The sequence below is a fragment of the Pseudomonas sp. VD-NE ins genome, from assembly GCF_031882575.1.
Taxonomy (GTDB): Bacteria; Pseudomonadota; Gammaproteobacteria; order Pseudomonadales; family Pseudomonadaceae; genus Aquipseudomonas; species Aquipseudomonas fluorescens_BZ.
The window spans coordinates 6,048,849-6,062,149 of sequence record NZ_CP134772.1 but is presented as its reverse complement, the minus strand read 5'-3'; the positions used below and the strand labels follow the sequence as shown (position 1 = coordinate 6,062,149).

General features: G+C 60.1%; 10 protein-coding genes. 2 read left to right on the top strand and 8 right to left on the bottom strand.

Translation table 11 applies throughout. From position 1 onward, the window contains the following. Positions 1–125 precede the first annotated feature (125 nt). From RMV17_RS27110 to RMV17_RS27095, 4 genes are all read right to left on the bottom strand, one after another. Positions 126–1,100, bottom strand: a complete 975-nt coding sequence (locus RMV17_RS27110; protein WP_311883866.1) for a FecR family protein — start codon at positions 1,098–1,100, stop codon at positions 126–128. Beyond that, the gene (locus tag RMV17_RS27105; RefSeq protein WP_311883864.1) at positions 1,097–1,573 is read right to left on the bottom strand and encodes an RNA polymerase sigma factor; all 477 of its coding nucleotides are present in this window, start codon (positions 1,571–1,573) and stop codon (positions 1,097–1,099) included. Before RMV17_RS27105 ends, RMV17_RS27110 begins: the two co-directional genes overlap by 4 nt. Positions 1,574–1,938: 365 nt before the next feature. Continuing rightward, a complete protein-coding gene (locus RMV17_RS27100) occupies positions 1,939–2,646 on the bottom strand; it encodes a 3'-5' exonuclease (protein WP_311883862.1) in 708 nt (235 codons plus the stop codon). Continuing rightward, positions 2,643–4,577 (bottom strand): putative nucleotidyltransferase substrate binding domain-containing protein, encoded by a 1,935-nt coding sequence (locus tag RMV17_RS27095; protein ID WP_311883860.1) that lies wholly within the window; start codon positions 4,575–4,577, stop codon positions 2,643–2,645. Before RMV17_RS27095 ends, RMV17_RS27100 begins: the two co-directional genes overlap by 4 nt. Before the next feature lie 259 nt (positions 4,578–4,836). On the opposite strand from RMV17_RS27095, the gene RMV17_RS27090 reads away from it, so the two are divergent. After that, entirely contained in the window at positions 4,837–5,283 is a 447-nt protein-coding gene (locus tag RMV17_RS27090) for a response regulator (protein ID WP_034155034.1), read from the top strand. A 398-nt stretch (positions 5,284–5,681) separates the two neighbouring features. On the opposite strand, the gene RMV17_RS27085 is transcribed toward RMV17_RS27090, so the two are convergent. Continuing rightward, on the bottom strand, positions 5,682–7,859 hold the full coding sequence (locus tag RMV17_RS27085; protein ID WP_311883857.1) for a malate synthase G: 2,178 nt from the start codon (positions 7,857–7,859) through the stop codon (positions 5,682–5,684). Positions 7,860–8,363: 504 nt separating this feature from the next. Between RMV17_RS27085 and RMV17_RS27080 the strand changes: the two genes are divergently transcribed. Then, entirely contained in the window at positions 8,364–8,882 is a 519-nt protein-coding gene (locus RMV17_RS27080) for a glycine cleavage system protein R (RefSeq protein WP_311883855.1), read from the top strand. Between the two features lie 223 nt (positions 8,883–9,105). On the opposite strand, the gene rarD is transcribed toward RMV17_RS27080, so the two are convergent. The 3 genes from rarD to RMV17_RS27065 form a co-directional block, all read right to left on the bottom strand. Continuing rightward, complete coding sequence (gene rarD, locus RMV17_RS27075; RefSeq protein ID WP_007910020.1) at positions 9,106–9,993, bottom strand: EamA family transporter RarD; 888 nt, start codon at positions 9,991–9,993, stop codon at positions 9,106–9,108. Positions 9,994–10,197: 204 nt separating this feature from the next. Beyond that, on the bottom strand, positions 10,198–11,172 hold the full coding sequence (locus RMV17_RS27070; RefSeq protein WP_016983182.1) for a serine/threonine protein kinase: 975 nt from the start codon (positions 11,170–11,172) through the stop codon (positions 10,198–10,200). A 166-nt stretch (positions 11,173–11,338) separates the two neighbouring features. Beyond that, positions 11,339–13,240, bottom strand: a complete 1,902-nt coding sequence (locus tag RMV17_RS27065) for a PhoX family phosphatase (protein WP_311883854.1) — start codon at positions 13,238–13,240, stop codon at positions 11,339–11,341. Positions 13,241–13,301: the final 61 nt, after the last annotated feature.

The window sequence follows — 13,301 nt, the reverse complement described above, 5'->3', positions numbered from 1 at the left end:
TGCATGTGGCCTCATCGCTGGCAAGCCAGCTCCCACAGGTTTCAGTGCTGTTCACAAAATTGATGCTCACCGCAGATCCCTGTGGGAGCTGGCTTGCCAGCGATGGCGGCCGCTCAGACACCGCATTACTCAGGCTTGATATCAGCCTTCGCGACAGTGACCCAATACGGCGTATGCCGCTCGATCTGCACCGGCAGGGTCGGCAGCAATGCACTCAAGGCTTTATCGGTGTCATGCAGCGGGAAGCTACCGGTAATCCGCAAGTCCGCCACTTCCGGCGCCACGCCCAGATGCCCGCGACGATAACGCCCCAGTTCATGCACCAGATCGCTCAGGCGTGCGTTATCCACCACCAGCATGCCGCGGGTCCATGCGTCGGCGCCGGGATTGAGCGCGACGATCGAACCCAATCCATCACTGCGCAGCAGCACTTGCTGGCCTTCATGGAGGATTTGCTCTTCTGGATTTGCTTGCCCGTGGGCGGCCACGGCCGACTGCAACACGCTCAGACGTGTGCCTTCGTCTTCACGCTTGACCAGGAACCGCGTACCCAAGGCACGCATGCTGCCTTCGCGGGTTTCGACGATAAAGGGTCGCGCATCGCCATGCCCGGTCTCGACGAGAATTTCGCCTTCCTGAAGGACGATCAACCGGCGCTTGTCATCGAACCGCACATCCACCGCACTGTGGGTGTTCAGATTCAGCACGGTGCCGTCAGCCAGACGCACAGTGCGCTGCTCACCGGTCGCGGTGCGCTGATCGGCGAGCCAGTAGTCCAGCGGCAGAAATCGTTCGCTGGCGAACAGCCCCACACCGACCAGCACCACAACGCTGGCCAGCCCACTGCCAAGCTTGCGTACCCGTCGGCGAATGCCCTCGCGCGACTGCAGCAAGGCACTGCGGGCCGGACCTTTGGCCACGCTGAAACGCTGATCGAGCATGCCCAGTTGCCGCCATGCGCGGGCGTGTTCTTCATGGGCCGCATGCCATTTGGCGAATTCCTCGCGCTCCAGCGGGCTGCTCGAATCGAGGGTCAGTTGCCAGGCAATCGCCGCGTCCAGCACATGCGCCGGCACCGGTCTGGAACTGGCCAGACTCACGTCGGCTCACCGTACAGGGCGATGTAGCACTGACGAATGCCTTGCGCCAGATACTGGCGCACGCGCGGCACCGAGACGCTGAGCTTGTCGGCAATCTCGGCATGGCTGAGGCCATCGAGGCGGTTATAAAGGAATGCGGCGCGGGCCTTGGTCGACAGCTTGCCGAGCAAGCGGTCGATGGCCTTGAGGTCGTCGAGGATCATTTGCTGTTCTTCCACCGAAGGTTGTTCGCCTTCGGGGATCAGCATCAGTTCGGTGAGGTAGGCCTGTTCCAGCGCGGCGCGGCGGAAGTAGTCGAACAACAAGCCTTTGGCGATCGCCACCAGAAAGGCGCGCGGCTCGCGAGGTGTCAGCATGTCGTTGCGACCGAGCAGACGGACGAAGGTGTCCTGGCTCAGGTCCTCGGCGCGCTGCGGACACGCCACATTGCGTCGCAACCATGCCAGCAGCCAGCCGCGATGGTCACGATACATCGCACCGACGAGCTCACTGTTAGGGCTTGGGACTGACGACACCGGACATCACCGATTGGGAAATGTTAACTAACGCGAATTGTTCGCGATTGTGGCAGAGGTGGGAATGGTTAGCAATTGGCCACTGGTCAGGTGGGCGGTTAAAGGCAGGCCCTCACCCTAGCCCTCTCCCGGGGGGAGAGGGGACCGATCGGGGGATATTCTGGAGGTACACCGACCTGAGCGATCTTCAGTGAATCCATAATCGACCCGTTTTCTCAGGTCGATGAAGAGCCCGAGACACCTCGGTCGGCTCCCTCTCCCTCGGGGCGGTCCGACGTTTCGGGAGGGCTGGGCGGGCGGCGTTCCGATGAGGGGCTTTTGATTTAAAACGAAGGCGCCTGCTGCCGCCGCTTCCACTGACTCAACCGCTGCTGCAAATTCAACGGACTATGAATCTGCTGCCCCCGCGCCCGGCTGAACAGAATCAACGCCAGCTCCGCCGTCGCCAACGCATCGGCACTCGCGTTATGCCGCTCGAACACCTCGAGCTTGAACCAGTCGATCCACTCATCCAGCCCGGCCTCACGAATATTCGCTTGCGGACACACCAGCGGTGCAATGTCGGCGACATCCAGAAACACCTGCTGCAACTTGTGCCCCAGGTGCTCCTTCAACGCGCGGCCGAGCATGTGCTGATCAAACGGGGCATGAAACGCCAATACCGGACTGTCACCGATAAATTCCATGAGTTCCAACAACGCCTCGGCCGGTTCACTGCCCGCCGCAATCGCATTCGGCCCCAACCCGTGAATCAACACGCTGGGACTGAGCTTCAGCTCGCGACATTGCAGCGTGCGTTCGAATTGCTGACTGAAATCGATCGCGCCGTCCTCGATCACCACCGCGCCAATCGACAGCACGCGATCCTTGTTCAGGTTGAGTCCGGTGGTTTCCAGATCCAGCACCACCCAGCGCTGTTCGCGCAACGTGCATTCGCGCAGTTCGCTAATCGTCGGCAGCTGCGCCAGACGCTGCTGAAAATCCACCGGCACCACCGGACTGGCCGGGCGCAGCCATGAAAACAGGCTCATAGCTGATACCGCAACGTCAGGCTGCTTTGCAGGCGCTGGGCCTGGCGCAGGGATTCACGCAGGATGCGCCGGTCGAGATGATTGAGGCTGTCGGGATCGACGCGGTTGGAGTAGGGCAGATTTTCCCGTGTCTGCAACTGATGCTGTTGCATGCGCGTTTGCTGAATGAAGTGATAGGCCTCTTCATACGCCGCGCCATCCAGGCGCTCGATGACTTCTTTCTCGACCAACTGGCGAAAGCGTTCGAGGGTGTTGTTGGCGTCGACGCCGTTGGCCAGTGCGAGCAGTCGCGCGCCATCCACGAACGGCGTCAGCCCCTGCACCTTGAGATCCAGCGTGGCTTTCTCACCATTCTTGCGCGCCAACACGAACTCGCGGAAACGTCCCACCGGTGGGCGATTGCGCAAGGCGTTCTCGGCCATCATGCGCTGGAACAAACGGTTGTCGCCGACCTGATCAAGAATGCCCCGGCGCAGTTGTTCACAGCCTTGCTCATCGCCCCAGACCACGCGCAGATCGAAGTAGATGCTTGAACCGAGCAGATTCTCCGGCGTCGCCTCACGAATAAAAGCCGCAAAGCGCCGGGCCCATTCCGCTCGCGACAGGCACAGCTCGGGGTTGCCGGCCATGATGTTGCCCTTGCACAGAGTAAAGCCGCACAGCGCCAGACTCTGGTTGATCTGCTGGGCCAGCGGCAGCAGCTTGCCGCGAATCTCCGCCGCATGGGCGGCATCGCGGGCGTCAAACAGAATGCCGTTGTCCTGATCGGTGTGCAGCGTCTGCTCACGGCGGCCTTCGCTGCCGAAGCACAGCCAACTGAACGGCACACCGGGGTCGCCTTTTTCCGCGAGGGTCAGTTCGATGACGCGGCACACGGTGTGGTCGTTGAGCAGGGTGATGATGTGGGTGATCTGCGTCGAAGAAGCACCGTGAGCGAGCATGCGTTCGACCAGTTGGCCGATCTCACCACGAAGGCTCACCAGTTGTTCGACGCGCTGGGCGCTGCGGATGGTCCGCGCCAGATGCACCAGATCGACCCGTTGCAGGGAAAACAGATCACGCTCGGAGACCACGCCACACAAACGCTGATCCTTGACCAGACAGACGTGGGCGATATGCCGTTCGGTCATGGCAATCGCCGCGTCGAACGCGCTGTGATCCGGTGAAAGATAAAAGGGCGAAGGCGTCATGTGGCGCTCGATGGCTTCACTGAAATCACCGACCCCCGCAGCCACGACATGGCGTAGATCGCGCAGGGTGAAAATCCCCAGCGGTGCCTTGTGCTCATCCACGACGACGATGCTGCCGACCTGCTGCTCGTGCATCAGCTTCACCGCTTCGCGTAGTGGCGTGTCGGGGCTGCAGGTCACCGGATGACGCATCGCCAGTTCGCCCAGGCGGGTGTTCAGCGAGTACTGCGTGCCGAGGGTTTCCACGGCTTTCTGCTGCACTTGCTGGTTGACCTGATCGAGCAGGCTGCTGACCCCGCGCAAGGCGAAGTCGCGAAAGGCGTTGGACAGGGCGAACAGCTTGATGAACGCCAGTTTGTTCAGTTGCAGGCAGAAGGTGTCTTCGCCGGCCAGGTGTTCGGTGCGGGTCGCGCGTTCGCCGAGCAACGCGGCCAGCGGAAAACATTCGCCGGTGGTGATCTCGAAGGTGGTTTCGGTGCCGGACTTGGTGATGTGCTGACGTTCGCCGACCACCCGACCTTGCTTGACGATATAGAAGTGTTCAACCGGGCCGTCGGCGGGTTTGATGATGCTTTCGCCCTGGCCGTAGAAACGCAGCTGACATTGCTCCACCAGATAAGCCAGGTGGGCGTGTTCCATCTGATTGAAGGGCGGGAAGCGCTGGAGGAATTGCAGGGTGCCCTGAATGTTCTGCAATACCGCGGTTTTCCCTGCCTGGGTGAAGGCGTCCGCTTTACTCATAACCATTACCGCAGTCTTTTTTGAATTGTTGTTGTCGGATCGTTCTGGCCATGGTCGACCCCTGCGGGCAGGGTGCCCATTGGACGTAAGTCTAGGTTTGAGCTGCCGTTGGGCACATTTAGGAAGAGCCCTACAAAAACAGTCGGAAATTCGCCCGCCAGCCTCTTGGAAAAAAATCCGACGAAGTGCACATTGAAGCTCTGCTTAGCGATGTCTGACGACTGTGCCAGGTGATTGATTTGAAAACGTAGAGAACGCCATGTCCGACCACGATATTTTGAGCGACGCCGAGCGTGAAGCGCTCAGCGCTGTAATGCTCGAACCCGATTTGCCGCCGCAGCGTGTACTGATCGTCGATGACGACAAGGACGCCCGGGAGCTGTTGTCGGAGATTCTCGCGTTGGACGGTATTCGTTGCATGACTGCAGCCAGTGGTGAAACGGCGCTGAAGATGCTTGAAGAAAAGCCTTCGATCGGGCTGGTCATCACCGATCTGCGCATGGGCCATGTCGGTGGACTTGAGCTTATTCGGCAAGTGCGTGAGTCGGTGCGGGCGGCGCTGCCGATCATCATTGTGTCCGGCGATGCCGATGTGAAGGACGCGATTGCGGCGATGCATTTGAGCGTGGTGGATTTTTTGCTCAAGCCGATTGATACGGGCAAATTGTTGGCGTTGGTGAAGCATGAATTGGGGATCGAACCTTAAGAGCCCCTCACCCTAACCCTCTCCCGGAGGGAGAGGGGACTGACCGAGGTGGATGTGCGAGGTCCACCGACTTGAAATTCCTAAGTCGAACTCCGGTTTTGAAAAGCACCAATATCTGCCCCCTTGCTCCTCAACCTTTGGCAATTCCTGAGCCGAGCTCAGATTTTGAAAAGCATAAAGATCGGCCCCCTTTCCCCTCTACCCTGGCAATTCCTGAGCCGAGCTCAGATTTTGAAAAGCATATAAATCTGCTCCCTTTCCCCCTCTACCCCTTGGGGGAGAGGGCTGGGGTGAGGGGGATGGATCTCAAGCCCACCACAAAAATCCAATCCACAGCACAAACAAAAAAGCCCTGATCTTTCGATCAGGGCTTTTTCATGTCCGGCATTCAGCGCAAGTTACAGGCCATTAGCAGCCTTGAACTCGCGACGACGACGGTGCAATACCGGCTCGGTATAACCGTTCGGCTGTTTGGTGCCTTCGATCACCAGTTCGACCGCCGCCTGGAAGGCGATGTTGCTGTCGAAGTTCGGGGCCAGCGGACGGTACAGCGGATCGTTGGCGTTTTGACGATCCACCACCGGCGCCATGCGCTTGAGGCTTTCCATCACTTGCGCTTCGGTAACCACGCCATGGCGCAGCCAGTTGGCGATGTGCTGGCTGGAGATACGCAGCGTGGCACGGTCTTCCATCAGGCCGACGTCATTGATGTCCGGCACTTTCGAACAGCCAACACCCTGGTCGATCCAGCGCACCACGTAACCGAGAATGCCTTGGGCGTTGTTGTCCAGTTCGTTCTTGATCTGCTCCGGGGTCCAGTTCGGGTTGACCGCCAGCGGGATGGTCAGGATGTCGTCGACCGAAGCGCGAGCACGTTTGGCCAGTTCGGCCTGACGGGCGAACACGTCGACCTTGTGGTAGTGCAGCGCGTGCAGCGCAGCAGCGGTCGGCGATGGAACCCAAGCGGTGTTGGCGCCGGCCAGCGGGTGAGCGATTTTCTGCTCAAGCATCGCCGCCATCAGGTCGGGCATGGCCCACATGCCTTTACCGATTTGCGCGCGACCTTGCAGGCCGGTGCTCAGACCGATATCGACGTTCCAGTTTTCGTACGCGCCGATCCACTTCTCAGCCTTCATGTCAGCCTTGCGCACCACCGGGCCGGCTTCCATGGAGGTGTGGATTTCGTCGCCGGTGCGGTCGAGGAAACCGGTGTTGATGAACACCACGCGCTCGCTGGCCGCCTTGATGCAGGCCTTGAGGTTGACCGTGGTACGGCGCTCCTCGTCCATGATCCCGACTTTCAGGGTATTGCGCGTAAGGCCCAACACGTCTTCGATGCGACCGAACAGCTCGTTGGTGAACGCCGCTTCTTCCGGGCCGTGCATCTTCGGTTTAACGATGTAGACCGAACCGGTGCGGGTGTTGCGACGCGAGGTGTTGCCGTTGAGGTTGTGCATCGCCGCGAGGCAAGTGACCAGACCGTCAAGGATGCCTTCCGGCACTTCGTTACCGTCTTTGTCGAGGATCGCGTCGATGGTCATCAGGTGGCCGACGTTGCGCACGAACAGCAGCGAACGACCGTGCAACGTCACTTCACCGCCATTCGGCGCGGCGTAGGTGCGATCCGGGTTCATGGTGCGGGTGAAGGTCTGACCGCCCTTGGACACCGATTCCGCCAGGTCGCCCTTCATCAGGCCGAGCCAGTTGCGGTAGATCACCACTTTGTCGTCAGCATCGACGGCGGCGACGGAGTCTTCGCAATCCATGATGGTGGTCAGGGCCGCTTCCATCAGGATGTCTTTGACGCCGGCAGCGTCGGTCTGGCCAACCGGGGTGGTGGCATCGACCTGGATTTCGAAGTGCAGACCGTTGTGTTTCAGCAGAATGGCGATTGGCGCGTTGGCGTCGCCCTGGAAACCGATCAGTTGTGCATCGTCGCGCAGGCCAGTGTTGCTGCCGCCCTTGAGGGTGACCACCAGTCTGTCGTCGGCGATTTTGTAGCCGGTCGAATCAACGTGGGAGCCAGCAGCCAATGGCGCGGCTTCGTCGAGGAACGCACGGGCGAAGGCGATGACTTTGTCGCCACGCACCTTGTTGTAGCCTTTGCCTTTTTCCGCGCCACCGTCTTCGCTGATCGCGTCGGTGCCGTAAAGGGCGTCGTACAGCGAACCCCAGCGGGCGTTCGAGGCATTGAGAGCAAAGCGAGCGTTCATCACCGGCACAACAAGTTGCGGGCCGGCGGTACGGGCGATTTCATCATCGACGTTTTGCGTCGTTGCCTGGAAATCAGCCGCTTCTGGCAGCAGATAACCGATTTCTTGCAGGAAGGCTTTATAGGCCACGGCATCGTGCGCCTGACCGTTGCGTTCCTGGTGCCAGGCATCAATGCGAGCCTGGAAGTCATCGCGTTTGGCGAGTAGGGCTTTGTTCTTCGGTGCCAGGTCGTGAATGACCTTGTCGGCACCTTCCCAGAATTTTTCGGCGGTGAGGCCGGTACCGGGAATGGCTTCGTTGTTCACGAAGTCGAACAGGACTTTGGCGACCTGCAGGCCACCGACTTGAACGTGTTCAGTCATTGCTTGCCTCACTCTGCTCAGCTATTTCGCTTTTCAGCTCTTCAATTTTGACAATGAAGCCTCTGGCCATTTAAACCACAAACCTGCCGACCAGTACATGCCATTGCTGGCGGCTGGGCTGGGACCAATCAACGGCTTGGGGCCTTGCTGACGGGGCTTTCAGGGTTGCGAACAGGCCTTGGGCAGACATCGATTCAGCGTTATGTAGTGCGCGCTGCGGCATACTACATGATGAGTTGCGCTTGTGAAAATCAGACTAATTACGTCGTTCTGCGACCTCATGTCGCATTGCGGTCACATCGCGGAACGGGATGTTCTCAAAAAACAGATGGATTGTTCCAGCTAAATATAAAAAGTTGTACACATAAATAGTAATTGGCTGCTATGGCACCTGTTTGTGTGGGAGCGAGCCTGCTCGCGAAAGCGTCGGTCGCCTCAACGCAAAATCGACCCTTGCCTATACTTCCCCTTCTACAACAAAAGTCATGACAAGAGGGCTGCGCCATGGACCATCTCGTACTCACCGTATTTGCCCCGGACAAGCCCGGGCAGGTCGAGCGCATCGCCCAATGCATCGCTGAACACGGCGGTAACTGGCTGGAAAGTCGTATGTCGCGGATGGCCGGGCAGTTTGCCGGGATTCTGCGGGTCGGCGTGCCGGCGGAGGCTTACGATGAATTAGTCGATGCCTTACAAGCGCTGTCCACTCATGGCATCCGCGTGCTGATCGCCGAAAGCGGTATCGAGCAGTCCTGCACCTGGAAACCGATTGCCATGGAATTGGTGGGTAACGATCGGCCGGGGATCGTGCGCGACATCACACGGCTGTTGAGCGAGCAGGGCGTCAACCTTGAGCGGCTGCTAACCGAAGTGCGCCCAGCGCCGATGAGCAGTGAGCCGCTGTTCCATGCCGAGGCGATTCTTGCAGTGCCACTGACCTTGTCCCTCGATGTCTTGCAGTCGCGTCTGGAAACCCTGGCCGACGATCTGATGGTGGAACTGGTGTTACGCACAGACGTTTAAGCGCCGATCAGGTTATCCAGTTTAAACGTGCACCTGCCTGTGGATAACCTGTAGAGACAGCCGGCAACGCCACGTCCGCCGTGGCTTTGCTGCAGGTGATCAAAAAACCGCCAACATTCAGTGACTTGCACACAAACGGCGGGGATCACGCTGTGGATAACCTTGGGAAGGAACGATGTAGGCCACGAGAACCGTGGCCTGTGAAGGTTTGTGCGTTTTTTGATCAGCTGCGCCGACGCAAACTGATCACCGCATCGACGCTGTAAACGGCCAGACCGGCCCAGATGAAGATAAACGCGACTAACGTGCTCGACGACAAGTGCTCACCGAACAGCAACACTGCTTGCAACAGCACCAGAGTCGGCGCCAGGTATTGCAGGAAGCCGATCGTGGTGTAGGGCAAGTGGCGGGTGGCGGCGTTGAAGCACACCAGCGGCACCAATGTTACCGGCCCGGCCGCCACCAGCCACCAGGCTTGGGAAGTGGTCCAGAACTCCGGTTGAGCGCTGGTCGCGGTCTGGTTGAAGAGCAGCCAGGCAATCGCGATCGGCACCAGCATCCAGGTTTCCACCACCAGCCCCGGCAATGCCTTGACCGGTGCCTGTTTGCGGATCAGACCGTAGAAGCCGAACGTCAGCGCCAGCACCAGTGACACCCACGGCAGACTACCGACCTGCCACACCTGTTGCGCTACACCAACCGCCGCCAGGCCGACCGCGATCCACTGCATCCGCCGCAAGCGTTCGCCAAGAATCAACATCCCCAGCAGCACGTTGACCAACGGGTTGATGTAGTAACCGAGGCTCGCTTCCAGCATGCGCCCGTTGTTCACCGACCACACGTAAGTCAGCCAGTTGGCCGCAATCAACGTCCCGCTCAACGCCAGAATCGCCAGACGTTTGGGGTTATCGAGCAATTCGCGCAACCAGCCCGGGTGTTTCCACACCATCAGCAACAGCGCGCCAAACAGCGCCGACCACAGCACCCGGTGGATGATGATCTCGACCGCCGGCACTTCGGCAATGGCTTTGAAGTAGATCGGGAACAGGCCCCAGATGATGTAGGCACTCAGGCCCAGAATGTACCCGCGACGCGGGTTGGCGGCTTGCATGCAGAATCCTTGCTCAGGCAGCTGACAAAGGAGGGATTGTAAGGAGATTTGTCGGCGAGTGCCGTAGCGCAATGGTCGGGAAATTGTGAACACCGAACAATTGTGGGAGCGAGCCTGCTCGCGAGGCGTCGCTTCAGTCGACATCAGTGTTGAATGTCAGTCCGTATTCGCGAGCAGGCTCGCTCCCACAAGGATATTGGTGAATCAGAAGAGTTTCAGTGGCTCTTCATTAAGCGCCGACAGTTGCTCACGCAACGCCAACACCTGATCACCCCAATACCGCTCGGTGCCGAACCAAGGAAAACTGTGCGGGAACGCCGGGTCATCCCAACGCCGGGCCAGCCAGGCGCTGTAGTGCATCAGGCGCAAGGCGCGCAGCGGTTCGATCAGCGCCAGTTCGCGCGGGTCGAAGTCGTGAAATTCGTTGTAGCCGTCCATCAATTCCGACAGTTGTCCGAGGCATTCCTGACGATCACCGGCGAGCATCATCCAGATGTCCTGCACCGCCGGGCCCATCCTGCAGTCGTCGAGGTCGACGATGTGGAACATCTCGTCGCGGCACATCATGTTGCCGGGGTGGCAATCGCCGTGCATGCGGATGTTCTGGTGCGGCGTGTTGGCGTAGGCATCTTCCACGCGCTTGAGCAGGTCGCGGGCGACGGACTCGTAGGCCGGCAGCAGGCTTTTCGGAATGAAATTGCCTTCGAGCAAGGTGTTCAGCGAGGCGTGGCCGAAGTTCTGCACGGCGAGGGCTTCACGGTGTTCGAACGGTTTGGTCGCGCCGACCGCGTGAATCCGCCCAAGCAACTGACCGAGGCGGTACAACTGATCAAGATTGCCCGGCTCCGGCGCCCGACCGCCGCGACGCGGGAACAGCGTGAAGCGGAAACCGGCATGTTCGTGCAGGGTTTCGCCGTTGTGGATCAGCGGCGCCACCACCGGGATTTCGACGTCAGCCAGTTCGAAGGTGAACTTGTGCTCTTCGAGGATGGCTTCGTTGGTCCAGCGCTGCGGGCGGTAGAACTTGGCGATCAGCGGTTCGGAGTCTTCGATGCCGACCTGATAGACACGGTTTTCGTAGCTGTTGAGCGCCAGAATGCGCGCATCACTGAGGAAGCCGATGCTTTCAACGGCATCGAGGACGAGGTCGGGGGTGAGGGTTTCAAACGGGTGGGCCATGCTGACTCCTGCGCGCAGCAGGCTGCCGCGTCCGGCCCAGCATGGTAGCGCAGATGGCAGCGGGGGAGGTGGTTGGTGTCTGTGCTGACGCCATCGCTGGCAAGCCAGCTCCCACATTAGAAATGCGTTTCCCTGTGGGAGCTGGCTTGCCAGCGATGAGGCCATATCAGGCGCCGACGATTCCACCGTCCTCACGGGTAATCGCCATCACCGACGACCGCGGCTTGCCATTCGGCAAATGCTCAGGGAACGTCGACCCACCGTTCTCCCCCGGATGCTGAATCCCGACAAACAGGGTTTTCTGATCCGGCGAGAAGCTGATCCCCGTCACCTCACAGCCAATCGGCCCGACCATGAACCGGCGAATCTCACCGGTCTTCGGATCGGCGCAGAGCATCTGGTTGTTGCCCATCCCGGCAAAGTCCCCGGCATTGCTCGAGTCACCATCGGTGAGAATCCACAAGCGTCCGGCCTTGTCGAAGCCCAAACCATCCGGGCTGTTGAACATGTTCTGCGGGGTGATGTTCTTCGACCCGCCCTTCGGCGTCCCGGCATGCACGCCCGGATTACCGGCGACCACAAACAGATCCCAGGCAAACGTCTTCGCCGCGTGATCGTCGCGGTCGGTGCGCCAGCGCAGGATCTGCCCGTAGACGTTCTTCTCGCGCGGGTTCGGCCCGCCCACCGGCTGGCCGTCTTCGCCACGCTTGGCGTTGTTGGTCAGAGTGCAGTAAACCTGGCCGTCCTTCGGACTGACGACGATCCATTCCGGACGGTCCATGCGCGTTGCGCCGACGACACTGGCGGCGAGGCGTGCGTGGATCAGCACTTCGGCCTGATCGGCGAAACCGCTGCTGGCGTCGATGCCGTTCTTGCCGTGGGTCAGCTCGATCCACTGGCCCTGGCCTTTCGGGTGATCGGGGTTGCCGTCGCCGGCATCGAACCTGGCCACGTACAAGGTGCCGTGATCGAGGATGTCGCGGTTGGCCTTGGCGTTGCGGTGGTTGATGCGGTCGCGGCTGACGAATTTGTAGATGAATTCGCCACGCTCGTCGTCGCCCATGTACACCACGGCGCGGCCGTCGTCGGTCTCGGCCAGTGCGGCGTTCTCATGCTTGAAGCGGCCCAGCGCGGTGCGTTTGACCGGGGTCGATTGCGGATCGAACGGATCGATCTCGACAACCCAGCCATGACGGTTGAGTTCGTTGGGGTTTTTCGCCATGTCGAAGCGCGGATCGTACGGATGCCAGTTGATTTCGCGGCTGGCGACCGAGACACCGTAGCGCTTTTGCGCCGGGTCGAATTGCTGCTGGGCATTGCTGCTGCCGAAGCAGTCGGTGAAGTTTTCTTCGCAGGTCAGGTAAGTGCCCCACGGGGTTTTACCGTTGGCGCAGTTCTGGAACGTGCCGAGGACTTTTTTACCGTGCTTGTCGGCAGCGGTCTTCATCAGATCGTGACCGGCCGCCGGGCCGCTGATGCGCAGTGGCGAGTTGCCGTGAATGCGGCGGTTGTAGCGCGAACCCTGAACGAACTGCCATTGACCGTTTTTGCGCTGCACTTCAATCACCGAAACGCCTTCGCAGGCCAGCGCCTTGCGCACGTCTTCGGCCGATTGCGGCATGCCGCCGTGCGGGTAGAGGTAGCGGTAGTTGGTGTATTCGTTGTTGATCGCCATCAACGCGCGGTTGCGGTCGTCGGGGAAGGCGAACAGGCTCATGCCGTCGTTGTTGTCGCCGAACTGCACTTCCTGTGCGGCGGCGGTGCCGTTGCCGCTCGGGTCGAAGGCCGGGCCGTTTTTCTGCAGCGGCTGACCCCAACTGATCAGCACTGACGACTTGTAGCCTTTGGGCAAGCTGATCACGTCAGTGGTCGCCGCTGGAATACTCTCGAAACCGAGCAGACGGCTGTTGCCAGCGCTGACGCCGGTAGCCAGTGCGCTACGGCTCAACAGACTGCCACCGAGGAACATCGCCGCGCCGCACAGCGCACCGGCGCCGATGAAACCACGACGGCTGAGGCCGACCATCTTTTCCAGATCAGTGGATTGGTTTTCTTCTAATAGGCTCACATCAGGCTCCCTGCTTGGTTTTGGCAGCTACCTTAATGAGCGTCGATGACGCTTTCGTTGC

Excerpts from the sequence above, each read along its gene's own strand:
- RMV17_RS27100 (WP_311883862.1), bottom strand. The coding sequence starts at position 2,646 with ATGAGCCTGTTTTCATGGCTGCGCCCGGCCAGTCCGGTGGTGCCGGTG.
- rarD (WP_007910020.1), bottom strand. The coding sequence starts at position 9,993 with ATGCAAGCCGCCAACCCGCGTCGCGGGTACATTCTGGGCCTGAGTGCC.
- RMV17_RS27105 (WP_311883864.1), bottom strand. The coding sequence starts at position 1,573 with ATGTATCGTGACCATCGCGGCTGGCTGCTGGCATGGTTGCGACGCAAT.
- RMV17_RS27095 (WP_311883860.1), bottom strand. The coding sequence starts at position 4,577 with ATGAGTAAAGCGGACGCCTTCACCCAGGCAGGGAAAACCGCGGTATTG.
- RMV17_RS27090 (WP_034155034.1), top strand. The coding sequence starts at position 4,837 with ATGTCCGACCACGATATTTTGAGCGACGCCGAGCGTGAAGCGCTCAGC.
- RMV17_RS27070 (WP_016983182.1), bottom strand. The coding sequence starts at position 11,172 with ATGGCCCACCCGTTTGAAACCCTCACCCCCGACCTCGTCCTCGATGCC.
- RMV17_RS27080 (WP_311883855.1), top strand. The coding sequence starts at position 8,364 with ATGGACCATCTCGTACTCACCGTATTTGCCCCGGACAAGCCCGGGCAG.
- RMV17_RS27085 (WP_311883857.1), bottom strand. The coding sequence starts at position 7,859 with ATGACTGAACACGTTCAAGTCGGTGGCCTGCAGGTCGCCAAAGTCCTG.